This is a genomic window from Arthrobacter sp. JZ12 (genome assembly GCF_035189165.1).
Lineage (GTDB): Bacteria > Actinomycetota > Actinomycetes > Actinomycetales > Micrococcaceae > Arthrobacter_D.
In genome coordinates this window covers 2358017-2381758 of sequence record NZ_CP045246.1, presented here as the reverse complement: position 1 = coordinate 2381758, position 23742 = coordinate 2358017, and the positions used below count along the sequence as shown (strand labels likewise).

Annotated in this window: 21 protein-coding genes; 14 read left to right on the top strand and 7 right to left on the bottom strand. The window is 63.2% G+C overall.

All coding sequences use genetic code 11. The features are described from left to right. Positions 1-104 precede the first annotated feature (104 nt). Positions 105-1322, top strand: coding sequence for a pyridoxal phosphate-dependent aminotransferase (locus GC088_RS10915; RefSeq protein ID WP_323959035.1), 1218 nt, complete (start codon positions 105-107; stop codon positions 1320-1322). A gap of 37 nt (positions 1323-1359) precedes the next feature. Then, entirely contained in the window at positions 1360-2214 is an 855-nt protein-coding gene (locus GC088_RS10910; RefSeq protein ID WP_323959034.1) for a polyphosphate kinase 2 family protein, read from the top strand. A 50-nt stretch (positions 2215-2264) separates the two neighbouring features. On the opposite strand, the gene GC088_RS10905 is transcribed toward GC088_RS10910, so the two are convergent. Together GC088_RS10905 and xseA are read right to left on the bottom strand one after the other, a co-directional pair. Beyond that, complete coding sequence (locus GC088_RS10905; RefSeq protein WP_323959033.1) at positions 2265-2513, bottom strand: exodeoxyribonuclease VII small subunit; 249 nt, start codon at positions 2511-2513, stop codon at positions 2265-2267. Continuing rightward, positions 2510-3853, bottom strand: a complete 1344-nt coding sequence (gene xseA / locus GC088_RS10900; protein ID WP_323959032.1) for an exodeoxyribonuclease VII large subunit — start codon at positions 3851-3853, stop codon at positions 2510-2512. Before xseA ends, GC088_RS10905 begins: the two co-directional genes overlap by 4 nt. Before the next feature lie 220 nt (positions 3854-4073). Between xseA and GC088_RS10895 the strand changes: the two genes are divergently transcribed. Beyond that, complete coding sequence (locus tag GC088_RS10895) at positions 4074-4913, top strand: hypothetical protein (protein ID WP_323959031.1); 840 nt, start codon at positions 4074-4076, stop codon at positions 4911-4913. 95 nt (positions 4914-5008) lie between these two features. After that, entirely contained in the window at positions 5009-6094 is a 1086-nt protein-coding gene (locus GC088_RS10890; protein ID WP_323959030.1) for a 4-hydroxy-3-methylbut-2-enyl diphosphate reductase, read from the top strand. A gap of 31 nt (positions 6095-6125) precedes the next feature. On the opposite strand, the gene GC088_RS10885 is transcribed toward GC088_RS10890, so the two are convergent. Beyond that, a complete protein-coding gene (locus GC088_RS10885; protein ID WP_323959029.1) occupies positions 6126-7370 on the bottom strand; it encodes a DNA recombination protein RmuC in 1245 nt (414 codons plus the stop codon). A gap of 107 nt (positions 7371-7477) precedes the next feature. Here GC088_RS10885 and ychF point away from each other — a divergent pair, with 107 nt between their 5' ends. From ychF to GC088_RS10865, 4 genes are all read left to right on the top strand, one after another. After that, the gene (gene ychF, locus GC088_RS10880; protein ID WP_323959028.1) at positions 7478-8563 is read left to right on the top strand and encodes a redox-regulated ATPase YchF; all 1086 of its coding nucleotides are present in this window, start codon (positions 7478-7480) and stop codon (positions 8561-8563) included. Between the two features lie 286 nt (positions 8564-8849). After that, positions 8850-10643: an ABC transporter family substrate-binding protein gene (locus tag GC088_RS10875; protein ID WP_323959027.1), complete on the top strand. Its 1794-nt coding sequence runs from the start codon at positions 8850-8852 to the stop codon at positions 10641-10643. 234 nt (positions 10644-10877) lie between these two features. Further along, positions 10878-12419, top strand: coding sequence for an ABC transporter permease (locus GC088_RS10870; protein WP_323959026.1), 1542 nt, complete (start codon positions 10878-10880; stop codon positions 12417-12419). Then, the gene (locus GC088_RS10865; RefSeq protein WP_323959025.1) at positions 12416-13444 is read left to right on the top strand and encodes an ABC transporter permease; all 1029 of its coding nucleotides are present in this window, start codon (positions 12416-12418) and stop codon (positions 13442-13444) included. The genes GC088_RS10870 and GC088_RS10865 overlap by 4 nt, the downstream gene beginning before the upstream one ends. 71 nt (positions 13445-13515) lie before the next feature. Here GC088_RS10865 and GC088_RS10860 read toward each other — a convergent pair whose 3' ends face one another. Then, positions 13516-14145, bottom strand: a complete 630-nt coding sequence (locus tag GC088_RS10860) for a PH domain-containing protein (RefSeq protein WP_323959024.1) — start codon at positions 14143-14145, stop codon at positions 13516-13518. Between the two features lie 101 nt (positions 14146-14246). On the opposite strand from GC088_RS10860, the gene GC088_RS10855 reads away from it, so the two are divergent. From GC088_RS10855 to GC088_RS10845, 3 genes are all read left to right on the top strand, one after another. Beyond that, complete coding sequence (locus tag GC088_RS10855; protein ID WP_323959023.1) at positions 14247-16082, top strand: ABC transporter ATP-binding protein; 1836 nt, start codon at positions 14247-14249, stop codon at positions 16080-16082. A gap of 184 nt (positions 16083-16266) precedes the next feature. Further along, on the top strand, positions 16267-18183 hold the full coding sequence (gene typA / locus GC088_RS10850; RefSeq protein ID WP_323959022.1) for a translational GTPase TypA: 1917 nt from the start codon (positions 16267-16269) through the stop codon (positions 18181-18183). A 13-nt stretch (positions 18184-18196) separates the two neighbouring features. Continuing rightward, the gene (locus GC088_RS10845) at positions 18197-18739 is read left to right on the top strand and encodes a hypothetical protein (RefSeq protein WP_323959021.1); all 543 of its coding nucleotides are present in this window, start codon (positions 18197-18199) and stop codon (positions 18737-18739) included. A gap of 12 nt (positions 18740-18751) precedes the next feature. Here GC088_RS10845 and GC088_RS10840 read toward each other — a convergent pair whose 3' ends face one another. After that, positions 18752-19246 (bottom strand): ArsR/SmtB family transcription factor, encoded by a 495-nt coding sequence (locus GC088_RS10840; RefSeq protein WP_323959020.1) that lies wholly within the window; start codon positions 19244-19246, stop codon positions 18752-18754. A gap of 76 nt (positions 19247-19322) precedes the next feature. Continuing rightward, a complete protein-coding gene (locus GC088_RS10835; protein WP_323959019.1) occupies positions 19323-19565 on the bottom strand; it encodes a putative acetyltransferase in 243 nt (80 codons plus the stop codon). A 128-nt stretch (positions 19566-19693) separates the two neighbouring features. Here GC088_RS10835 and fdxA point away from each other — a divergent pair, with 128 nt between their 5' ends. The 3 genes from fdxA (at position 19694) to GC088_RS10820 (ending at position 22594) form a co-directional block, all read left to right on the top strand. Continuing rightward, the gene (gene fdxA / locus GC088_RS10830) at positions 19694-20020 is read left to right on the top strand and encodes a ferredoxin (protein ID WP_309072692.1); all 327 of its coding nucleotides are present in this window, start codon (positions 19694-19696) and stop codon (positions 20018-20020) included. A 61-nt stretch (positions 20021-20081) separates the two neighbouring features. Next, a complete protein-coding gene (dapC, locus tag GC088_RS10825) occupies positions 20082-21167 on the top strand; it encodes a succinyldiaminopimelate transaminase (RefSeq protein ID WP_416377535.1) in 1086 nt (361 codons plus the stop codon). Positions 21168-21310: 143 nt separating this feature from the next. Then, positions 21311-22594, top strand: a complete 1284-nt coding sequence (locus GC088_RS10820; RefSeq protein ID WP_323959017.1) for a citrate synthase — start codon at positions 21311-21313, stop codon at positions 22592-22594. Between the two features lie 99 nt (positions 22595-22693). On the opposite strand, the gene galE is transcribed toward GC088_RS10820, so the two are convergent. After that, on the bottom strand, positions 22694-23707 hold the full coding sequence (gene galE, locus GC088_RS10815) for a UDP-glucose 4-epimerase GalE (RefSeq protein WP_323959016.1): 1014 nt from the start codon (positions 23705-23707) through the stop codon (positions 22694-22696). Between the last annotated feature and the right edge of the window lie 35 nt (positions 23708-23742).

The window sequence follows — 23742 nt, the reverse complement described above, 5'->3', positions numbered from 1 at the left end:
GCCCGGGCACGCCGCCGAATCCCCTGCTGTGGTCATGACGTAGTGGTCATGTTGCCTTGATCACAATGCGCAGGCGGGTGCCCGGGCTGTGGCATTCTTTGTTAATGGCTGATTTCAAGCAATCCGACAAGCTGCAGAACGTCCTCTATGACATCCGGGGACCGTTGCTTGAGCATGCCAAGCGGATGGAGGCGGAAGGTCACCGCATCCTCAAGCTGAATATCGGAAACCCGGCGCCGTTCGGCTTCGAAGCGCCGGACGCCATCCTGGTGGACATGATCCGCAACCTGCCCAACGCGCAGGGCTACAGCGACTCGCGTGGCATCTTCTCGGCGCGCACCGCCGTCGTGCAGTATTACCAGAGCCGCGGTATCCAGAACATCGACGTCGACGACGTGTACCTCGGCAACGGGGTCAGCGAGCTCATCACCCTCTCGCTGCAGGCGCTGCTGAACAACGGCGAGGAAATCCTCGTCCCCACTCCCGACTATCCGCTCTGGACGGCGTCCGTCAGCCTGGCCGGCGGTACAGCCGTCCATTACCTGTCCGACGAAAGCAACCACTGGTGGCCGGACGTCGAAGATCTCGAATCGAAAATCACGCCTCAGACGCGCGGCATTGTGCTGATCAACCCGAATAATCCCACCGGAGCGGTGTACCCGCGCTCCGTGATTGAACGCATCGTCAACCTTGCCCGGCAGCACGGTCTTATCATCTTCGCGGACGAGATCTACGAGAAAATCCTGTACGACGACGCCGTACACGTGAACGCTGCCTCAATCACCGGTGATGACGTGCTCTGCCTCACCTTCAGCGGGCTCTCCAAGGCATACCGCATCGCAGGCTTCCGCAGCGGTTGGATGGCCATTTCCGGGCCGAAGCACCGTGCCGCCGACTACATCGAAGGCATCAACCTGCTGGCCAACATGCGCCTGTGCGCCAACGTTCCCGCCCAGCACGCAATCCAGACCGCGCTGGGCGGATACCAGAGCATCAATGACCTGATCCTGCCGGGCGGCCGCCTGCGCCAGCAGCGGGATAAGGCCTACGAGTTGCTCAACGCGATTCCCGGCGTCTCCTGCGAACTCGCGATGGGTGCGCTGTACCTGTTCCCGAAGCTGGACCCCGAGGTCTACCCGATCAAGAACGACGAGCAGTTCGCTCTTGACCTGCTCAAGCAGCAAAAGATCCTCATCTCCCACGGCACGGCGTTCAACTGGGTCAACCCCGACCACTTCCGCATGGTCACGCTGCCCAGCGTGCGCGACATCGAAGATGCCATCGGACGCCTTGCGGAGTTCCTGAGTACGTACAAACCCTGATCAGCGCGCTGGACGGCGCCCTCAATGAGGAGGTTCAATGCTTGTTGCTCCAGAGTTCAGTATTTCTCCAAGTACGTCACTGCTTGCCGGGCCGGACGTTCGTCTCGAGCGGATTGACCCTGCGTCCACGCCCGGTTTCGACGGCGGAAAGCAGGCCGGGGAGGCAAAGCTGACTGCTGGGAGGAAGGCGCTGTCGGAGCTGCAGGAGAAACTCTTCGCGGAAAGCCGGTTCGGGAGCGAGATTTCCGTTCTGCTCATCCTTCAGGCCATGGACACGGCGGGGAAGGGGGGAATCGTGCGCCACGTCGTGGGCGCCGTTGACCCGCAGGGTGTGCAACACCATGCCTTCAAGTCACCCACCGAAGTCGAGAAACAGCACCACTTCCTGTGGAGGGTGAAAAAGGAGCTTCCCGGTCCGGGCATGATCGGGGTCTTCGACCGGTCCCATTATGAGGACGTGTTGATTCATCGGGTCCGGAAGCTTGCAGCGCCGCAACTCCTAGATGAGCGTTACGGTGAGATCCGGGAGTTCGAGGCGGAACTTGTGCACTCAGGGACCCGCCTGATCAAGGTGATGCTGCACCTCAGCAAAGACGAGCAAAAGAAGCGCCTTGCGAAGCGGTTGGAGCGCAAGGACAAACACTGGAAGTACAACCCGGGCGACCTCGAGGAGCGGGCGCTGTGGGACGAGTACCAGAACGCCTACCAGATGGCGATCGAACGCACCAGCACGCCTGACGCTCCATGGTTTGTGGTTCCTGCCGACCGCAAGTGGTACGCACGGATCGCTGTCCAGCAGCTGCTCACCGATGTGCTCGCCGGAATGCAGCTGAGCTGGCCGAAGGCTACCTTTGATGTTGCCGAGGAGAAGGCAAAGCTCGCCGCCACCTGAGGGTAGCCGTAGATTCGGGCGGATACAGTCCTGGGTGTCAGTCCTGCCCCTCAGTCTTGCGCTGCGGCTTGCGGACCGGATTGTTCCCGGGCCGCTGCAAGGCGCTTGCGCGCACCTTCAAGCCACTGTTCGCAGTGGTCGGCCAGCGCCTCGCCCCGCTCCCACAGCGCGAGCGACTGCTCCAGGCTGACGCCGCCCGCCTCCAACTGCCCAACCACCTTTACGAGCTGTTCGCGGGCGTCTTCGTAACTCAGCTGGGATACGTCACCTGCGGCTGAGTGTGGGGGGTTGTCGGTCATTCTTGTTCCTTACTCTGGGGTGACTGCGCGGGCGCAACAGGCGAACCTGGCTCATTGCCGGCGTCCAGTGAACGTGCGCTCAACTTTCCGCCTGCAACGCGGATTTTGAGGAGCGATCCCGGCGGTGCCTGTGCTGGCTCCCTCACCACGGATCCCCGATCGTCCTGGACAACCGCATATCCCCGGTCCAAGGTGTTCTGTGGCGACAGCGCCCGCACCTGAGCGCGCAGGTGCAACACCCGGTCCGCTTCCCGGTGGACAGCACTCTCGATGGCCATGGTGCTTCGGTTGCGCAGCCGGACGAGGTCATCATGCCGGATGCTCACCATCCCTGCGGGCTGCGAGAGCACAGGACGCGACCGCAGGTGCGCAAGCCGCTCAGTCTCGCGCGACATCAGTTGATCCATGCAGCGGGAGAGCTGCGCGCGGGCCTGCCGAATGCGCTCGAGTTCCTCGGTTACCTCGGGCACCACGCGCTTGGCTGCATCGGTTGGTGTGGAGGCGCGAAGGTCAGCTACGTCGTCGAGCAGTGGATGATCGGCCTCATGGCCGATTGCACTGACTACGGGAGTGCCGGCGGCAGCGACGGCGCGCACCAGCTCCTCACTGCTGAAGGGAAGCAGATCCTCAAGGGAACCACCGCCCCGCGCGATGATGATGACGTCCACGGCAGGTGACCGGTCAAGCTCGGCAATCGCGGTGCGAATCTGCGAAACCGCGTTCACGCCCTGCACAGCAACTTCCCGGATCTCAAACTCAACGGCGGGCCACCGGAGTTTCGCGTTGCGGAGGACGTCCTTCTTGGCATCGGAGTCCCGGCCGGTGATCAGCCCGATCCGGTGGGGCAGCAGCGGCAACTGCCGCTTACGGGAGGGGGAGAAAAGACCTTCAGCCGAAAGGGCCTGCCGCAGCCGTTCGATACGCGCCAGAAGGTCACCAAGACCCACCGGCCGTATGTCCCACGCCTGCATGGACAAGCGGCCGGATTTGACCCAAAAGTCCGCCTTCAAACGGGCAACCACGCGGGATCCGCGCTCGAGGGGCACCGCCAGGCGGTCCATGACAGTGCCCCACACCGTGAGCGAGAGCGAAATCTCGGCGTCCACGTCCCGCAGCGTTACGAAGCACATGGTGCCTCGCTTGTTCAGTTCGATGACCTGACCTTCAACCCAGGCCGCCGGCGCACGTTCGATGTGCGCCTTCAACTTCTCCGACAACACGTGCAAGGGCCAGGGGCGTTCCGCGGACGTTTCCGCCGCTGTTTCGGGCAGCGTGGAGGAATCTGTTCCGGGGGGCGGCGCAGCTACCACGGTGCCCTGAGGCCCGCCGTCGTAATTCATGATCTGCGTCCTCGCAATATTCTCCCTGGCGCCCGAACGGGGACCGGCCAGAGGGGTGAGTTCGTACTGACAGTTAATGTTTAGCAGGTGCTTCCGACATTGCCCTCACCCAATCCGTGCCTGTGCAGGAGCAGAAGGCATATACCGGTGGCAATGCGGGCATGTTCCGAACTGTGGCAGGCATAATCGCAGGAGCACTCCAACAACGAAACGGGAGCAGATGCGAACCGCAGGATCGGCCTTCTTTGTCCTGTTGTCCCTTGTGATCGGCATTGTGGCCCTGCCGGCAGCGTGGATCGCGACGCACCTCGCGGCACAAGAAGGGTTTGTCCGCTTTGCTTCCCCGCTTGCGAATGATCCGGAATTCACTGGCGCCCTGACAGCGGCTCTCGTGGAGGAAACTACCGCGAGCGTCGCCCTCCAGCCCGAGGTGGAGCAGGCAGTCCAGCCCCTCCTTGCGCAGATTGCTGAAGGAATTACTGGTCTGCCGGGCTTCGACCAGGCATGGGATGACACGCTTCGCCGCTCCCACGCCCTGACTTTCAGCTCCCAGGGCTCGGTCCCCGCTGAACAAGGGGAACCCGCATTCTTGCTGGACATCGCGCCACTCGTAGCTTTGCTGACTGGTGAAATCGGAGGGCAGCTCGGCGTCGATGCTTCAGCGCCCGAGCAAACTGTTCTTGAGATCGGGCAGGGCAGCACAGGTGACGCGGCCCGGTGGGTACAAATGGCCGGCGACCTATGGCCTGTTCTGGCTGCAGCGTTCGTAGTGTCAGGGCTGATCGGCATTGCAGTGGCGCGCCGTCGCAGCTCCACCCTTGCGCTTCTCGGTTCCGGCATCATGCTCGTCAGCGCCGGCCTCTGGCTAGCAGCCATGCTTGCTCCTGATCTTCTGGCCCGATCCGCTGAACCAAGCTCGGCAGCCGGTGTTCTCAGGAATGCGTTGGCCGAGCGCGCGGGCGACAGCTTCCAGGAATGGTGCCTTGCTGCCCTGGCCGGTGGAATTCTCCTGGCAGTTGCGGGAATCATCGGCCGGCTTGTAAGTGGAACTCGCCGCTAGATTTCATTCGCGCCGGTGGTGGCGGAACTCGGCTCTGAGCGGACACCAACGCCCTGCCGCGAGAGGGGCGGGTGCCTGCCGATACCATTGAACCCATGTCCACAACAGCAGTATCCGTACCCATGCCCACGGTGCCCAGGAAACGTCGCTCACCGGAGGAAGTGCATGCTGCCGCTCCTGTGGCGGGTTTGCGAAGGGTCCTTCTGGCTGCTCCCCGCGGCTATTGCGCAGGCGTTGACCGCGCAGTCATCGCGGTGGAGAAGGCGCTCGCCCACTACGGACCTCCGGTGTATGTCCGCAAGCAGATTGTGCACAACCTGCACGTGGTCTCCACCCTTGAGGAAAAGGGAGCGATCTTCGTTGAGGAAACGGATGAAGTCCCAGAGGGTGCCCTCGTGGTCTTTTCGGCTCACGGCGTCTCCCCGGCTGTGGTGCGTTCGGCGGAGGAGCGCAACCTAAGGACTATCGACGCTACCTGCCCACTGGTCACGAAGGTTCACCGTGAGGCGGTCCGTTTCGCCCGCGACGACTTCGACATCCTGCTCATCGGCCACGACGGGCATGAGGAAGTGGAGGGGACGGCCGGGGAAGCCCCGGACCACATCCAGTTGGTCAACGGCCCCGAGGACGTGGACAAGGTAACCGTGAGGGACCCTGAGAAGGTGATCTGGCTTTCGCAGACCACACTCAGCGTCGACGAGACCATGGAGACGGTTGCCCGCCTGAGGGAGCGCTTCCCCACACTGCAGGACCCGCCCAGCGATGACATCTGCTACGCCACCTCCAACCGACAGGCTGCAATCAAGAAGATCGCTCCGGACGCTGATTTGGTGATCGTCGTCGGTTCGGCAAATTCCTCCAACTCCGTCCGGCTGGTGGAAGTCGCCCTCGAGTACGGTGCAAAGGCCTCCTATCGGGTGGACTTCGCCAACGAGGTGGATGAATCCTGGTTCGAAGGCGTTTCTACCGTGGGCGTCACGTCCGGGGCCTCGGTGCCGGAGAACCTGGTACAGGACGTACTCCGGCTGCTTGCCGAGTACGGCTATGCGGACGTGGAGGAAGTTGTCACCGCAGAGGAAGACATCATCTTCTCGCTACCCAAGGAGATTCGCGCGGCACTGAAGGCTATGGGCGATCCGTCCAGCGGTCTTGGCGGTCGCGGACAGCGGCCCACGTCCTGATCGGTGCGTGGTCCCTTCCGAGGCAGCGCCCCTAGGCAGAACGTTCCGTAGGTTCCGCTTCGAGGGGCAGGTCGATCAGTTCCGGTGCGCTGAGAAGCCGGGGAGTAGCTTCGACGCTCGTGGTAGTCAAGCCAGGTTGATCCTCCGCCGGTTCGAACGCATTGATCCTTCTGGCAGTCGGAAGGACGCGGTTCTCCAGGGTCCCGATGAAGGAGTTGTACTTCTCCACCGAGCTCTTGAGAGAACTTCCAAGCCGGGTGATGTGCGAACCCATGGTGCCCAGGCGCTCATAGAGCTCGCGGGACAAGTCGAAGAGTTCCTTCGCGTTCTCAGTCAGTACGTCCTGCCGCCAGCTGAAGGCCACGCCCTTCAGGATTGCCAATAGCGAGACAGGCGAGGCCAACACAACGTTGCGGGCAAAGGCGTGGTCGAGCAGGCCGGGATCGGCCTGCAGGGCGCTGGATAGAACCGATTCCACCGGAATGAAGCACACCACGAGGTCCGGGGAGTTTGCCGTTCCTTCCCAGTAGCGTTTCCGGCCGAGCGCATCGACGTGGGCACGCACTGCCTTCACATGTTGTGCGAGCAGTTCCTTGCGGCGAGTCTCGCCGGAGGCGTCCTGCAGTTCTCCCTGCTCCGGTTGAGCCTGGGCCTCCAAATAGGCGTCGAGCGGGACTTTCGCGTCAACGACGATCTGCTTGTTTCCGGGCAACTGGATGACCATGTCGGGGCGAGCGGAGTTGGAGCCCGATTCCCGGGAAGCGATGGTCAGCGTGGCCTGCTCCGAGAAGTCCACGCGCTGCATCATGCCTGCAGCTTCAACGATGCGCTTGAGCTGAACCTCACCCCAAAGTCCACGAGCCGTGGTGCTGCGTAGAGCTGAGGCGAGCGACTGGGTTGTGGACAGGAGTCTGGAGTCGGAGACCTGGGCTTCGTGCAGCTGCTGGGCGAGCCGTCCGAACTGCTGCGCGCGGTCACGCTCCAGCAGCCCGACCTGCGCCTGAACCTGTCCCAGCTTGTCCGCCAGGGGAGCGATGGCGCGAAGGACCGACTGGTCCTGTCCCGACTGCTCCACAAGCTGCCGATTCTGTGCATGCAGCAGACCGTTTTCGGCCTCTGCCGCCGCACGCGCGGTGACCGCGGCACCCAGCCGCGCGCCGGCGTCGTCGATCTCATTCTGCAGCCTTGCAATGGCGCGGCGGCTGTAAAGGAACACCGCGGCCGCACCGATAAACAGCCCGACCAGCGTGGCGAGCAGAACCAGAAGAAGCGTCATTCCATCCATGACTCCACCATCGCAGGTGGCTCTGACATTTCTGCGTACCCGGGTTCGTGGCTGCACGAGCGCGCGGTTGCTCCGGGCCGACGGTAGACTGTTCTCCCGTGGCTCTTACTATCGGCATCGTCGGACTGCCCAACGTCGGCAAATCAACTCTCTTCAACGCCCTGACCCGGAACACAGTCCTGGCTGCAAACTATCCGTTCGCAACGATTGAGCCGAACGTTGGTGTCGTGAACCTGCCGGACCCACGGTTGGCTCAGCTGGCCGAACTCTTCAGCTCTCAGCGTGTCCTGCCTGCCACCGTTTCCTTCGTGGACATCGCCGGCATCGTGAAGGGCGCGTCCGAGGGCGAGGGACTCGGCAACCAGTTCCTCGCAAACATCCGTGAAGCCGAAGCCATCGCACAGGTTGTCCGGGTATTCGATGATCCCGACGTGGTGCACGTCGACGGTGCAGTCAATCCGGTGTCTGACATGGAGACCATCAACACCGAGCTGATCCTCGCGGACCTGCAGACCCTGGAGAAGGCCATTCCCCGGGTTGAGAAGGAAGTGAAGATCAAGAAGCGTGAAGCCGCGCAGCTCGCAGCTATGCAGGCTGCCCAGTCAGTGCTCGAACGGGGCGACACCATCTTTTCCTCCATCGCCAGCGACAAGCTTGAGATGGAGCACTTGCGCGAACTGAGCCTCCTCACCGCCAAGCCGTTCATCTATGTCTTCAATGCCGATGACTCGGTGCTGGGCAACCCGGAGCGGCAGAAGGAACTGCGCACGCTCGTCGAACCGGCTGACTGCATCTTCCTTGACGCCAAGCTTGAAGCGGACCTCGTGGAACTGGACCCCGAGGAAGCGCGCGAGATGCTGGAGATGAACGGCCAGGAGGAATCGGGGCTGGACCAGTTGGCACGGGTGGGGTTCCATACCCTCGGCCTCCAGACTTACCTGACCGCCGGTCCCAAGGAAGCGCGCGCCTGGACCATTCGTAAGGGTGCCACCGCGCCCGAGGCAGCCGGTGTCATCCACTCGGACTTCCAGCGCGGGTTCATCAAGGCGGAAGTGGTGTCCTTCCAGGACCTGCTCGACGCCGGTTCCATGGCGGAGGCCAAGGCCCGCGGCAAGGTGCGGATAGAGGGCAAGGAATACGTCATGGCCGACGGCGATGTGGTGGAGTTCCGCTTCAACGTCTGATTCATCCCTGCCACCCGGCAGCGTCTCCTAAGTCCCATGCCGGGTGCCGTCGTTGGCAGGGCGGCCCCGAGGGCCAAGAATCTGCGTTGCCTTATTGTTCCTCAAGCAAACTTTTGGTTGCATTCCGGTAACAACCATCATCCAGCTTCTTTTTCGATACCTGCCGGTAACAATTACCACCTAGGCTATTCCCCATGTGAGACACGCCACTTTGACCATCAAAGTGCGTGTCAGTCCTTTGTAAACCACGAGGGACATCTTCCAGAACATGAAACAAGGAGGCGGAATGCGTTTCGGACGTACTTCCAAAGCCGTAGGTGTGGCGGCAATTGCTGCACTTGCACTTAGCGCCTGTGCCGAGAGCGGCGGCGGCGAAGATCCTGGCACTGAGGGTGGGGGAGAGGCATCCGGCGGTGCCATAACCGTTGCCGAGGTCAATCCGTTCAGCTCGTTCAACTCCGACACCGCCGTCGGAAACGTTGATATCAACAACAAGGTGGCGCTGCTCACCACGAACGACTTCTACTACATCAACGACCAACTCGAAGTGGTTCGCAACGAGGAGTTTGGAACGTACGAAGTCGTCTCCGAAGACCCGCTGACCGTCACCTACACCATCAATGAGGGTGTTACCTGGTCTGACGGCGAGCCGGTCGATGCTGATGACCTGCTGCTGTCGTGGGCTGCAAATTCGGGCTACTTCGACGACGAAAATGATCCCGATCCCGAGGCTGAGGGCGACGAAACCGGCAAAACCTACTTCACCCCTGCCACAACCTCCGGTCTTGACCTGACCTCCATGCCGGAGCTCGGCGAAGACGGCCGTTCAATCACGCTGGAGTACTCCAAGCCCTACGCTGACTGGGAAATCGCCTTCGGTGTCAATGACACCCCCGCGCACGTCGTGGCAACCAATGCTGGTCTGGCTGACGGCGACGCGCTGATCGAAGCGATCCAGAACGCACCGGAAGGTGACCCGGAGAACCCGCAGGAGCGGCCGGAGATTCAGGCGATCGCAGATTTCTGGAACACCGGCTTTGATTCCACCAGCCTGCCAAGCGATCCTTCCCTGTACCTTTCGTACGGCCCTTACGTGGTCTCGGAGATGGTCCCCGACCAGTCCATGACCCTGGTCCGCAATGAGGACTACAGCTGGGGTCCCGTCCCGAACATTGACGAAATCACCATCCGCTACATCGGCGACGCCAATGCCCAGGTCCAGGCGCTGCAGAACGGTGAAGTGGACATCATCCAGCCGCAGGCGTCAGCTGACACGCTGACTTCGCTCGAGGCTATCGACGGTGTGGAGATCCTCCAGGGCCCTGAACTGTCGTTCGACCACCTGGACCTCTACCAGGAAAGTGGAGTCTTCGCTGACGAAAACGTCCGCAAGGCCTTCATGATGACCGTGCCGCTTGAGCAGATCGTGGACGCCACGGTTCGCCCGCTGGACCCTGAGGCCGGCCCGCGCCGTTCGCAGATCTTCGACTTCGGCACCGAGCCCTACAACGCTGCCATCGAGGAGAACGGCTCGGCCGAGTACGCCGAACCGGACATCGAGGGCGCGAAGGAACTGCTCGACGGTGCAACTCCTGAAGTTCGCATCATGTACAACGCTGAGAATCCCAACCGTGTGGACGCCTACACTCTCATCGCTGAAAGTGCTGAGCAGGCCGGCTTCAAGGTGGTCGACGTCGGACTCCCCGGCGCTGAATGGGGACCGGCACTCGAAGAGGGCGGCGCCCGTTGGGACGCCACGATCTTCGGCTGGATCAGCCCCGGTGTCGGCGTGGTCGGCGTACCGCAGCTGTACGGATGCGGCTCTGCCTCCAACTACGTCGGTTGGTGCGATGAGGAAGCACAGGCCGCGATGGACGAGCTGGTCCTGACCACCGATCCCGCTAAGCAGCAGGAGCTTCAGACCCTCGTTGACACCCGCCTCTACGAGACCGGATTCGGCCTCCCGCTGTTCCAGTCCGTCGGCATCAACGGTGTAAGCGACCGCGTTGAGGGAACCAAGTACATGTCCAACCAGGACGGTATCTGGTGGAACTACTGGGAGTGGTCCGTAGCGGAGTAGTCCGCGGGCTCTTCCAGTCCACTTGAATAGCAAGATCAGGAAGCGCTGGCGTCGAAATCGGCTCCAGCGCTTCCTGACGTTTCCCGAGGCTAGGCCAAGGCATCAGATGCCACCGATTGGCAAAGCCCAAATATCCGTAATGGGTGACGTACATTACGCTCTGTTTCATGACCTCCCGGGTTACCCGGGTTCCAATCGGGTAGATCCCGACGCTCAACTCTGAGGCTCACACAAATGCTGACGTATATCGTTCGGCGGCTGATCGTCGCTGTACTCATACTTCTTGGCGCTTCTTTCCTCGTTTACATCCTGACAGCGGTGTCGGGTGATCCCCTTGCGGATCTGCGGGAGAGCAACGCCCCGAACCGGGACCAACTCATCGCGTTCCGCACCGACCTGCTCGACCTGGACATCCCCCCGGTGCTCCGATACTTCGCGTGGCTCGGTGGTGCCGCCGGCTGCCTGGTGCCGTTCGCCGGCACCTGCGACCTGGGCAATGCGATCAACGGAGCAGAAGTAACCCAACTGCTCGAACGCGCGATGGGCCAGACAATCCTGCTCGTGACCGCGGCCACGATCCTCGCGATCCTGATCGGCATCACGCTCGGCATCATCACTGCACTAAGGCAGTACAGCGGCCTTGATTACGGCGTCACCTTCATGGCGTTCCTGTTCTTCTCGTTGCCGGTGTTCTGGGTCGCCGTGCTGCTCAAGGAGTTTGGCGCGATCGGCTTCAACGACTTCCTGCGGGAGCCGAATATTTCACTCCTCGCCCTCGTGATCTGCGGACTCCTGATGGCGGCGTTGGCTTACACGGTTGCCACCGGGCCTTTGAAGCGCCGCCTGCTGGTCGCCGGTGTCGCTTTCGTTGTCGTCGCAGCACTGCTCTGGCTACTCGACACCATCGGCTGGTTCCTGACTCCGGGTCTCGGTCCGATCGTGCTCGCCATCGCAGGCGTCGCCGTAGCCTTCGGAGTCACCCTGCTGACGGCAGGACTGAAGAATCGGAAGGCACTGCACTCCGCTCTGATCGTCGTGGCGATCGGCATGATCGCCTACTTCGCTGTGCAGCCCCTGCTGGACCGCGCGACACTGCTGATGATCGTCATCCTCGGAGTCGCTACCGTGCTGATCGGCGTCGCCGTCGGTTACTTCATGGGCGGTTACGACAGGCGCCAGAACATGAGTGCGGCAGGCCTTACCGCCTTCATCATGGGATTCCTCATCCTGCTCGACCGCTTCATGCAGTCCTGGCCGGACTACTTCAACAACGGCCGTATCCGCGGCCGTCCAATTGCGACCATTGGTTCGGCGACACCGAACCTCGATGGCGACTTCTGGATTCGCGGACTCGACACCTATACCCACCTGCTGCTTCCGACGATCGCACTCATGCTGATCTCCCTCGCCGGGTACAGCCGCTATTCGCGGGCCTCGATGCTCGAAATCATGAATCAGGACTACATCCGCACCGCCCGCGCGAAGGGACTCGGTGAGCGGACAGTCGTGATGCGGCATGCATTCCGCAACGCCCTCATCCCGTTGGCCACGCTGGTTGCGTTTGATATCGGCGGCCTTATCGGCGGTGCGATCATCACCGAGCAGGTCTTTGCATTCAGCGGCATGGGCCAGCTGTTCGTTCAGGCACTGCGAGTGGTGGACCTGAATCCCGTCATGGGCGTCTTCCTGGTGACAGGCATTCTGGCCCTGGTCTTCAACTTGGTGGCGGACCTTGTCTACTCCGTCCTCGACCCGCGAGTGAGGGTGAAAGCATGAGCACTCAGGTTGGTGCAAACAAGAAAAAGGTTGACCCGAACAGCGAAGTCAAGGGCCTCAGCCAGGGGCAGATTGTCCGCAAGCGGTTCTTCGGGCATACGGCTGCGGTGATCAGTCTCGTCGTCTTCTTCGGTGTAGTGATATTGGCATTCACCTCCATTGGATACGCCGGCATACCCGGGTGGTGGAAGTGGAACTACATTGAAACTCCGCCGCTGGCTACACCGAACGGTGCACCTACGTGGACGCTTCCGTTCAACTTCGGAGACCATCCGTTCGGGCAGGACCGCGTTGGACGCGACCTGTTCGCGATGACCATGCGCGGAGCGCAGCTCTCCCTGATCATCATGTTCATCATCGGCATTGTCGGCGGCATCATCGGCGTCATCGTCGGCGGTGTGTCCGGGTACTTCCGTGGATGGGTTGAAGCGGTGCTGATGCGCCTGACCGACGTCATCATCATCATCCCGCTGCTCATCCTCGCTGCAGTGCTGGGAACCTTCGGAAACAGCCTCGCCGGAGACGGCACGTTCTTCGCCAGCATCTTCGGTGGAAGTGCGGGCGTTATCCTCCTGGGGCTCTTCGTCGGGCTCGTAATCTGGACAGGCCTCGCGCGCCTTGTGCGTGCCGAGTTCCTGAGCCTTCGCGAACGTGAGTTCGTTGACGCTGCCCGGATCGCAGGTGCTTCCAACAGCCGGATCATCTTCAAGCACATCCTGCCCAACGCGGTGGGAGTGATCATCGTGAACACCACGCTGGTAATGGCCTCGGCGATCCTGCTGGAAACCGGCCTCTCCTTCCTCGGCCTCGGTGTCCAGGCGCCCGACATCTCACTGGGCAGCCTGATCAGTGACAACCAGGCGGCGTTCGCCACGAGACCCTGGCTGTTCTGGTGGCCCGGCCTCTTCATCGTGATCATCTGCCTGTCCATCAACTTCATCGGCGACGGCCTGCGTGACGCGTTTGACCCCCGCCAGAAGAAGTTCAACGCGAAGAAGGCCGCCGAGCCCCGGAAGCCTGCCTGATGTCCCGGTTTACCTTGCCACGCGCCACCGGTGCCGCATCACGTCTCACCGGTCTACTGTCTCTGCGAATGTCACTGCCAAGCGAACGTAACAATGCTGAGCAGCAGCAGGCCGGTGACGACGGCGAGCGGCAGCCAATTGAGCTGCCGCACCACCCGCGCGGACTCGGCTCCGTCGGTATCAATCAGACCGCTCTCAACCTGGCGCTGCCACTCGGTGCGCACCAGAAGGGCAGCAAGCCCGGAATCAGTGTTGGTCAGGTCTCCGGGGCGGACGCTCCCGGCCGGACCATAGCTCGTGCCGGGAAGGTTCTTCATGTGCTCCGGCTTCCCGGCATAGGTACCGCGGACGCCGGGAGCCGGCGCTGCCCAGGCGCTGTAACTGCCGCCGGGCGTCACCAGTTTCAGGGCGTACTTGGTGTCCACGTGAATGAGGGCGCCCCAAGGCACGGTGACAGTCCGTACAGGGTTGCGGAGCTCGACGGCTGCCGGGCCAACCACAACTGTCGGGTACCAGAACAGCCACCACGCCACAGCCCCGATTGCGAGCAGGGGCGCGGTCGAGGCCAGCGACTGGAACCCGGAGGACGCCACGGACGCCGCCAGGCCCACCCCGACCACAACCCCGGCAATCACAAGAATCCAGCGGCTGCTGCGCGGACGGAAGACGGTGGTACCGGCAGGGCGCTGCGGCGAATTCATACCCCTATATTTTCAACTTTCAAGCACGGTGCAGTAATCAGCGGGCAAACAGCCCCGACGGACGCACGGTGCCGACGGTCACGCAGTGGAAGGACAACACTATGACCCACGACATCATTGACGGCAGCGGCAACGGGGATTCGCGCGCGGCCGCACGCGGCCCTGTCCTTGAAGTGAAGAACCTCAGCGTCGACTTCGGCGTCGAGAAGGAATGGGTACCTGCGGCGATTGACCTGAACTACCACGTCAACGCAGGTGAGGTCCTCGCCATCGTGGGGGAGTCCGGTTCCGGCAAGAGCGCAAGCTCGATGGCTTTGCTCGGCCTGCTGCCGAGCAACAGCAGGGTGCGGGGAGAGGTCCTGCTGAACGGCAGGTCCATCCTCAACCTGTCGCCGGGCAAGCTGCGAGAGGTTCGCGGCAACGAGGTCGCAGTCATCTTCCAGGAGCCCATGACTGCGTTGAATCCGGTGTACACCGTGGGCTTCCAGATTGTGGAGACGCTTCGTCTGCACAACGCGATCTCGCCGGACGAAGCCAGGGAACGCGCGCTGAAGCTCCTCGAGATGGTGGAGCTCCCGGATCCCGAGAAGGCATTCCGCTCCTACCCGCACCAGTTGTCGGGAGGACAGCGGCAGCGCGCCATGATCGCGCAATCGCTCTCCTGTGACCCGAAGCTGCTGATCGCCGATGAGCCCACGACCGCTCTGGACGTGACCGTCCAGGCGGAAATCCTGGACCTGATGCGCAACCTGCGCAACAAGCTCGACAGTGCGATCGTGCTGATCACTCACGACATGGGTGTGGTTGCCGACCTTGCCGACCGGATCGCGGTCATGCGCAAGGGCGTCATTGTCGAGACCGGATCCGCCGAGAAGATCTTCAGCGCTCCCGAACACCCCTACACGCAGGATCTCCTTGCGGCCGTTCCCCACCTGGGGCAGGGCTCCGACGACGGCGGTGACGACGTCGACATCACCGCTGCGCTGGCAGCGGCCACCCACTCCGGGCTCGTCGGCGTGGACCGAAACGAGCTTGAGCGCAGGGAACGAGCAGTTCTGGAAGGCCTCGAGGAGTCCCTGACAGCTACTGAAGACACTAGTGGCGAGGCGGTCCTCGAGCTGCGCGACGTCGCGATCGAGTACCCCAAGCAGGGCAGGGTGCCGGCATTCCGCGCCGTCGAAGGTGCCACCCTCACTATCCGCCCGGGAGAGGTCATGGGCCTGGTGGGTGAATCGGGCTCAGGCAAGACGACCATCGGCCGTGCCGCCGTCGGGCTTCTTCCGGTTGCGGAAGGATCCCTGCGTGTGGTGGGTACGGACGTCTCGGGGCTCAAGCCCACGTCGCGTGAGTTGGGCGCCGTCCGGCGGAACGTCGGCATGGTGTTCCAGGATCCGTCGTCGTCGCTCAATCCGCGCCTTCCCATCGGTGAGAGCATCGGTGAGCCCATGTATCTGGCGGGCGAAGCGAAGGGCGCGGCGCTGCAGAAGCGTATCGAGACGCTCCTGGACCAGGTGGAACTGCCCCGTTCCTACCGCAACCGCTACCCGCATGAGCTCTCCGGCGGCCAGAAGCAGCGCGTCGGCATTGCCCGTGCGCTGTCCCTGAAGCCGAAGCTCATGGTGGCGGATGAGCCCACTTCCGCGCTCGACGTGTCGGTGCAGGCGAAGGTGCTGGAGCTGTTCCAGAACCTGCAGCAGGAGATGGGCTTCGCCTGCCTGTTCGTCACCCACGATCTCGCTGTCGTGGACGTCCTCGCAGACTACATTTGTGTGATGCGCCGTGGCCGCATCGTGGAGCAGGGGACCCGTGACCAGATCCTGCGCAACCCGCAGGATCCGTATACGCAGCGCCTGCTTGCCGCCGTGCCGCTTCCCGATCCGGAGAAGCAGCGTGAGCGGCGCGAACTGCGCGCGCAGTTGCTCGCGGCAGGGGAGTAGTTCCCTTCTTCACCAGTACGACGGCGGTGCCGCCTTTGATTCAAAAGGCGGCACCGCCGTCGTTTGCGTGCTGGGAAGGAAGGCCCGTTTAGGCCATCTTTTGCCCAGCGCCTAGAATAGAAACAGCGCGCGCTGTGCCGCCCGCTTTTTCCTTTCCCTGATCTTAAGAAGCGAGTCATCACGCATGTCTGTATCCACGAGCAACACTGCAATCCGCAGCGACCTCCGCAACGTTGCCATCGTGGCCCACGTGGACCACGGCAAGACAACGCTCGTGGACGCGATGCTGAAGCAGACCAACTCCTTCGCCGCGCACGGCGAGGTTGCAGACCGGGTCATGGACTCCGGCGACCTCGAGCGCGAAAAGGGCATCACCATCCTCGCGAAGAACACCACCGTGTTCTACGAGGGCCCGTCCTCCAACGGTGAGCGCATTACCATCAACGTCATCGACACCCCTGGCCACGCCGACTTCGGCGGCGAGGTGGAGCGCGGTCTGTCCATGGTTGACGGCGTCGTCCTGCTCGTAGACGCATCCGAGGGGCCGCTTCCCCAGACCCGTTTCGTGCTGCGCAAGGCCCTTGCCGCGAAGCTTCCCGTGGTACTGCTGGTCAACAAGACCGACCGCCCTGACTCCCGCATTGACGAGGTGGTCAGCGAGTCCATGGACCTGCTGCTCGGCCTGGCATCGGACCTCGCCGACGAGGTTCCCGACCTGGACCTGGACTCCGTGCTCAACGTGCCCGTTGTCTACGCCGCAGCCCGCGCGGGTGCCGCTTCGCTCGAACAGCCGGCGGATGGCGAGGTTCCCGCGAACGACAACCTCGAGCCGCTGTTCAAGACGATCATCGAGCACATTCCGGCCCCGAGCTACGACCCTGAGGGTGTCCTGCAGGCGCACGTCACCAACCTCGACGCCTCCCCGTTCCTCGGCCGCCTTGCTCTCCTGCGAATCTTTAACGGCACCCTCCGCAAGGGCCAGCAGGTTGCCTGGGCACGCCAGAACGGCGAGCTCAAGACCGTCAAGATCACCGAGCTGCTCGCCACGAAGGCCCTTGAGCGTGTTCCGGCAGAGTCTGCCGGCCCCGGTGAGATCGTTGCGGTGGCCGGTATTGAGGACATCACGATCGGTGAGACGCTGACGGACGTCGAGAACCCGCAGCCGCTGCCGCTGATCACGGTGGACGACCCCGCGATCTCCGTCACCATCGGCATCAACACCTCGCCGCTCGCCGGCAAGGTCAAGGGTGCGAAGGTGACGGCGCGTCAGGTGAAGGACCGCCTGGACAAGGAACTAATCGGCAACGTGTCGCTCCGCGTGCTGCCGACCAGCCGCCCGGATGCGTGGGAGGTGCAGGGCCGTGGTGAGCTGGCTCTGGCCATCCTCGTTGAGCAGATGCGCCGTGAGGGCTTCGAACTCACCGTCGGAAAGCCCCAGGTTGTCACGAAGACGATCGACGGCAAGGTCCACGAGCCGATGGAGCACATGACCATCGACGTGCCCGAGGAATACCTCGGCGGCGTAACCCAGCTCATGGCTGCGCGTAAGGGCCGCATGACCAACATGGCCAACCACGGAACCGGTTGGGTGCGCATGGAGTTCATCGTTCCTGCCCGCGGTCTTATCGGCTTCCGCACCCGCTTCCTCACGGACACCCGCGGAGCCGGCATCGCTTCCTCCTACTCCGAGGGCTACGAGCCGTGGGCAGGAGACATCGAGTACCGGACCAACGGCTCGATGATCGCCGACCGCGCTGGAGTGGTCACGCCGTTCGCCATGATCAACCTGCAGGAGCGTGGCTCGTTCTTCGTGGAGCCCACCTCAGAGGTTTACGAGGGCATGATTGTCGGCGAGAACTCGCGCGCCGACGACATGGACGTGAATATCACCAAGGAAAAGAAGCTCACCAACATGCGTGCGGCTTCCTCCGACAGCTTCGAGAACCTGACCCCGCCGCGCAAGCTCACCCTCGAGGAGTCCCTCGAATTCGCCCGCGAGGACGAGTGCGTTGAAGTGACCCCCGAGGCGATCCGCATCCGTAAGGTCATTCTGGACGCCAACGAGCGCCTGCGCGCCGCCCGTTCCCGCGCCCGCGCGTAGGGCGGACGGTCGCGTGCCGGCCGCGGCTGACGACGCGGGCAACCGCAGTCTTAAGGACGGGAACGACGACGACGGTGCTGCCGCCGTCGTCGTCCCTCCCGCCGGTTCCGGTACGGAACCCGCGCCCAGGCGCACCAAGGCTGTAGCCGCCGCACTTGCCGGCGGAGTTGGAACAGCGGCGCTGGGAACCGCCCTGCACGGGCACATCTGGCATGTGCGCGATGCGGCGCTGCCCATCGGTGCGGTGGCCGCCGTCGTCCTCGCGGTCTGTGTTGCGGTGTACGTTGCGCTGTGGGCGCGTAATGTCCTGGTGGCTGCGCTGACCGGCGTGGTCGCGTACGTGCTGGTGGGCGTCGCTGCGTCGATGGGCGCGGGCGGTTTCATCGCAGCGGGAGTCGAAGTGAACGGAGTTGCCCCACCCGTGGCGGTGGCTGGAACCGTGTGGGTGGTTGGCCTCGCGGTAGGGACCGTGGCGGCCGTTGCGGTGTCGTGGCGCGTCCTGCGCCAGTCAGCGCGACCTTCAGGGCCAGGTAGCCAAAGACGCGACCTGGACTAGGCAGCAGAAAAGCTAGTCCGCGGTGCGGTCTAGATGGTGGGCCAGCATGATTGAGGTCGCGGTGCCGTCCTCGTCCGATTCCCGGTGGGCGTACTCCTCGAAGATTGCCCGGATCTTGTCCATCATCTCCGCGCGGTGTGCGTCGTTGAGCCGGACGCCAAGCCGCCAGACGTCAATCTCCGATGGACGAAGGCCCTCAATCTCCTGCAGGAACGTCTCAACTAGGACGGGCGCAGCGTTGGGCATGCGGCTTCCCCAGGAGAGACCTGTTGCCCGGTAGGGGATTTCCTTGGCGCCACGGTTGCCGGTCCGCGGCTCCTCAGCGCGCAGGAAGCCAGTCGAGAGCAGGGTTCGAACGTGGTGCAGCGAGGTGGCCGGGTTCAGATCCAGCACCTCGGCGATCTCCTTGTTGGTGCGCGCCTTGTGCAGGCACAGCCGGAGGATCCTCAGCCGGACGGGGGAGCTCAGCGCCCGGCCGCGTGCCTGGACATCCTCATCTGTTCCCATAATCAACAGCATACGTCAGCACGCACTCACCGATTGATTTTAGTCAATCGCGTGGGAGGCTAGGGCGCACGGGGCTTCAGTTGCCGGCTGCGCGACGCGGTGCACGCCGGGGCGGAGGCGGCGGAACCGGCTTGGCGGCGGTCACTTTCTCCAGCGGAACGACGACGTCGCCTCGCCTTCCGGACACCGTGCAGGTCGCGCTGTCCCTCGCCGAGAGCTCGCCGAGTGCGTCGGTAAGGCCGCCGTCGATCCTGTACCGGACCACCACCCGGGTTCCCAGCGGTATCTCCATCAGTAGTGCCGCAGCCGGGGTGGTCATGTGCATAGCGTGCCATATTACGGTGTTACGGGGCGTGCGGGCTGATGCTGTTCCATCCTGCCGTTGCGTTAAGCTGGAACAGCGACAAAGCCGAGAGCGGCAACCGGATCCTAGGGAAGGCGTGGGAAGTGACCTACGTAATCGCACAGCCGTGCGTGGATGTGAAAGACAAGGCCTGCATCGAGGAATGCCCGGTCGACTGCATCTATGAAGGCGAACGCTCCTTGTACATCCACCCGGATGAGTGCGTGGACTGCGGAGCGTGCGAGCCCGTTTGCCCGGTTGAGGCAATCTACTACGAGGACGACACTCCGGAGGAGTGGGCCGACTACTACAAGGCCAATGTCGAATTCTTCGACGATCTCGGCTCCCCGGGCGGGGCAGCAAAGCTCGGGAACACCGGGAAGGACCACCCGATGATCGCCGCGCTTCCGCCGCAGAACCAAGAGGCCTGATCACAGCGTGACGTCGAACAAGGCTTTCGGGCTCAACCTTCCGGACTATCCCTGGGACGCCATGGCTCCCTACGTCCAGGAGGCGCAGCAGCATCCTGACGGCGCGGTCAACCTCTCCATCGGTACGCCGGTTGATCCCACGCCGGAGATTGTGCAGAAGGCGCTTCGGGGCGCGTCCAACGCGCCGGGCTATCCCACCACCCACGGAACCGTGGAGCTGCGCCAGGCGATCAGCAGCTGGTTCGCCCGCCGCCGCCAGGTGCGCGGGCTCGACCCCGATGCCATCATGCCCACCGTCGGTTCGAAGGAACTGGTTGCCTGGCTGCCCACGCTCCTGGGGCTGGGAGCGGGCGACGTCGTCGTGCGCCCCACCGTTGCGTACCCCACGTATGACATGGGGGCCCACTTCGCCGGTGCCACTCCCGTAGCAGCGGACTCACTAGCCGAGCTGGATCCGGCCACGCGCGCGAAGGTGCGCCTCGTCTGGGTCAACTCGCCCTCCAATCCCACCGGGGCGGTGCAGGACGCGGCGGCCCTCCGGGCAATTGTCGACGACGCCCGCGGGCTCGGCGCAATGGTGGCCTCCGACGAGTGTTACGCCGAACTCGGCTGGGGCGCCTGGGATCCGGCGCGCGGCGGTGAGGCGGTTCCCAGCATCCTTGACGAGCGGGTCAGCGGTGGAAGCCACGAGCTGCTGCTCTCCGTTTACTCGCTGAGCAAGCAGTCGAACCTGGCGGGCTACCGTGCGGCGTTCGTCGCCGGCGATGCCGGTGTGCTCCCGAACCTCATCAACTCCCGCAAGCACGCGGGCATGATCGTTCCGTATCCCGTGCAGGAAGCCATGCGCGTCGCCCTCGGCGACGACTCCCACGTCGCCGCACAGAAGGACCTGTACCGCTCGCGGCGGGAGCAGCTTATTCCTGCCCTGCAGTCGTTCGGCCTAACCATTAGGGATTCCGACGCCGGACTGTACCTGTGGGCGACGGCGGGGGAGGACACCTGGCTCACTGTGAAGCGGTTCGCAGAGCTCGGGATCATCGTTGGACCCGGAACGTTCTACGGCGATGCGGGCAACGGGTACGTCAGGGTCGCACTGACCGGGTCCGATGAACGGGTGGCCGCAGCCGCAGCACGGCTCTCCCGCTGAGGTCCGCTCCGGTGCCCGTGTTGCTATTGCACAACGACGGGTCTCTCAATTAGTGCTCCGGGCGTTCCTGCCGGTAGCGTTTTAGCTGACTATGTTGTCTAGCCCACACGCATGCTTTCACTCAAACTCCACAAGGAGAGTCAATGACTGAGCAAAATGGCGCCTCCCTCCACTACGACGGAGGAAGCCTGAGCCTCCCGCTTATCACCGCGGCTGAAGGCAACCACGGATACGACGTCTCGAAGCTCCTGAAGCAGACCGGCGCCGTGACGTTCGATCCCGGTTTCATGAACACGGCGGCCACCACCTCCTCGATCACGTACATCGACGGTGACCAGGGCATCCTCCGCTACCGCGGGTACCCCATTGACCAGCTCGCGCAGCACTCAAGCTTCCTTGAGGTCTCCTACCTGCTCATCTACGGAGAGCTTCCCACCCCCGCCGAACTTGCGGCCTTCGACGACCGCATCCGCCGCCACACCCTCCTGCACGAGGAACTCAAGGGCTTCTTCGGCGGATTTCCGCGGGACGCACACCCCATGCCGGTGCTGTCCTCCGCTGTTTCGGCGCTGTCCACCTTCTACCAGGATTCCCTGGATCCGTTCGATGACGAGCAGGTGGAACTGTCCACTTTCCGCCTCATGGCGAAGCTTCCGGTCATCGCTGCCTACGCACACAAGAAGTCCATCGGTCAGCCCATGCTGTACCCGGACAACTCCATGAACCTGGTGGAGAACTTCATGCGGCTGTGCTTCGGCCTGCCCGCTGAGCCGTACGAGCTCGATCCGGTCATGGTCAAGGCCCTTGACCTGCTCCTCATCCTGCATGCGGACCACGAGCAGAACTGCTCCACCTCGACCGTGCGCCTGGTCGGAAGCTCGAACGCCAACATGTTCGCGTCCGTATCCGCCGGCATCAACGCCCTCTTCGGTCCCCTCCACGGCGGCGCCAATGAGGCTGTGCTCAACATGCTCCGCAAGATCCAGGCCACCGGGGTAGAGCCGGAGGCGTTCATGGAGAAGGTCAAGAAGAAGGAAGACGGCGTGAAGCTCATGGGCTTCGGACACCGCGTCTACAAAAACTATGACCCGCGCGCCAAGATCGTGAAGGCAACCGCCCACGACATCCTGTCCCGCCTCGGCGGCAACGACGAACTGCTCGACATCGCTATGCGGCTCGAGGAGAAGGCACTCGCTGACGACTACTTCATCGAGCGCAAGCTCTACCCCAACGTGGACTTCTACACCGGCCTGATCTACAAGGCCATGGGGTTCCCGGAGAAGATGTTCACCGTGCTGTTCGCGATCGGCCGCCTCCCCGGGTGGATCGCCCAGTGGCGCGAGATGATCAAGGATCCGCAGACCAAGATCGGCCGTCCGCGCCAGCTGTACACGGGAGCATCGGAGCGGCAGTACCCCGCGCGCTGACCCGCGTCGGTCAAGTAACCCCAGTACGACGACGGACGGTCACCTTCCCCGTGAAGGTGACCGTCCGTCGTCGTAATCCTGGAAGTTCCGCTGCCGCGGTCAGGAAGCGTAGCCCTGGGGGTTGTTCTTCTGCCAGCGCCAGTGGTCTTCGCACATGGTGTCGAGGTTGCGGTGCGCCGACCAGCCCAGGTCGGCCAGGGCTGAGGACGGATCCGCGTAGCTGACGGCTGCGTCTCCCGGGCGTCGCGGTGCGAATTCGTAGGGGATTTCCCGTCCGACCGCCTTCGAGAAGGCGGCGAGTACCTCAAGGACCGAGGAACCGTTGCCCGTACCGAGATTCCAGCGGTGCACGCCGGGGTGGGTGGTGAGGAAGTTCAGCGCGGCCACGTGTCCGTCGGCCAGGTCCACCACGTGGATGTAGTCGCGGATGCCGGTGCCGTCCGGAGTGGGGTAGTCGTTCCCGAATACCATCACCTTCTCGCGGCGGCCGACTGCCACCTGCGCGACGAACGGGAGAAGGTTGTTGGGGATGCCGGTGGGGTCTTCGCCGATCCGGCCCGATTCGTGTGCGCCGACCGGGTTGAAGTAACGCAGCAGGGCGATGTTCCACCGACCGTCTGAAGCGCCGACGTCGCTCAGGATGTCCTCGATCTGCTCCTTGGTGCGGCCATAGGGGTTGGTGGCGTCCAGCGGCATCTTCTCGATGAGGGGCACCTCCTCAGAGGCACCGTAAACCGTGGCCGACGAACTGAAGACGAGGGTGCGCACGTTATGGCGGTCCATGGTGCGCAGCAGGTTCAGGGTGCCGCCGACATTGTTGTGGTAGTAGAACAGCGGCTTCTCTACGGATTCGCCCACGGCCTTCAGGCCCGCGAAGTGAATGACGGCGTCTACGGAGTCTGCCTCGAATACTGCGTCCAGAGCGTGTTCATCGAGAAGGTCGACCTTGTGGAAGGTGAGCTCTCGCCCCGCCAGTTCCTCCACCCGCCGAAGCGCTGTCTCGCTGGAGTTGTACAGGTTGTCCACTACAACAACATCGTGGCCGGCCTCAAGCAGCGCCAGTGTTGTGTGTGAGCCGATGTAACCGCTTCCGCCGGTGACGAGTATCTTCATGCTTCCAAGTCTAGTGACAGCCCGAAGTTGTCCCG

Bases quoted from the DNA above. Each gene is read 5' to 3' on its own strand.
- typA (WP_323959022.1), top strand. From the start codon at position 16,267: ATGTCTGTATCCACGAGCAACACTGCAATCCGCAGCGACCTCCGCAAC.
- GC088_RS10870 (WP_323959026.1), top strand. From the start codon at position 10,878: ATGCTGACGTATATCGTTCGGCGGCTGATCGTCGCTGTACTCATACTT.
- dapC (WP_416377535.1), top strand. From the start codon at position 20,082: ATGGCTCCCTACGTCCAGGAGGCGCAGCAGCATCCTGACGGCGCGGTC.
- xseA (WP_323959032.1), bottom strand. From the start codon at position 3,853: ATGAATTACGACGGCGGGCCTCAGGGCACCGTGGTAGCTGCGCCGCCC.
- GC088_RS10910 (WP_323959034.1), top strand. From the start codon at position 1,360: ATGCTTGTTGCTCCAGAGTTCAGTATTTCTCCAAGTACGTCACTGCTT.
- galE (WP_323959016.1), bottom strand. From the start codon at position 23,707: ATGAAGATACTCGTCACCGGCGGAAGCGGTTACATCGGCTCACACACA.
- GC088_RS10915 (WP_323959035.1), top strand. From the start codon at position 105: ATGGCTGATTTCAAGCAATCCGACAAGCTGCAGAACGTCCTCTATGAC.
- GC088_RS10865 (WP_323959025.1), top strand. From the start codon at position 12,416: ATGAGCACTCAGGTTGGTGCAAACAAGAAAAAGGTTGACCCGAACAGC.
- GC088_RS10885 (WP_323959029.1), bottom strand. From the start codon at position 7,370: ATGACGCTTCTTCTGGTTCTGCTCGCCACGCTGGTCGGGCTGTTTATC.
- GC088_RS10820 (WP_323959017.1), top strand. From the start codon at position 21,311: ATGACTGAGCAAAATGGCGCCTCCCTCCACTACGACGGAGGAAGCCTG.
- GC088_RS10895 (WP_323959031.1), top strand. From the start codon at position 4,074: ATGCGAACCGCAGGATCGGCCTTCTTTGTCCTGTTGTCCCTTGTGATC.
- GC088_RS10875 (WP_323959027.1), top strand. From the start codon at position 8,850: ATGCGTTTCGGACGTACTTCCAAAGCCGTAGGTGTGGCGGCAATTGCT.
- GC088_RS10890 (WP_323959030.1), top strand. From the start codon at position 5,009: ATGTCCACAACAGCAGTATCCGTACCCATGCCCACGGTGCCCAGGAAA.
- GC088_RS10860 (WP_323959024.1), bottom strand. From the start codon at position 14,145: ATGAATTCGCCGCAGCGCCCTGCCGGTACCACCGTCTTCCGTCCGCGC.
- GC088_RS10855 (WP_323959023.1), top strand. From the start codon at position 14,247: ATGACCCACGACATCATTGACGGCAGCGGCAACGGGGATTCGCGCGCG.
- GC088_RS10905 (WP_323959033.1), bottom strand. From the start codon at position 2,513: ATGACCGACAACCCCCCACACTCAGCCGCAGGTGACGTATCCCAGCTG.
- GC088_RS10835 (WP_323959019.1), bottom strand. From the start codon at position 19,565: ATGACCACCCCGGCTGCGGCACTACTGATGGAGATACCGCTGGGAACC.
- GC088_RS10840 (WP_323959020.1), bottom strand. From the start codon at position 19,246: ATGGGAACAGATGAGGATGTCCAGGCACGCGGCCGGGCGCTGAGCTCC.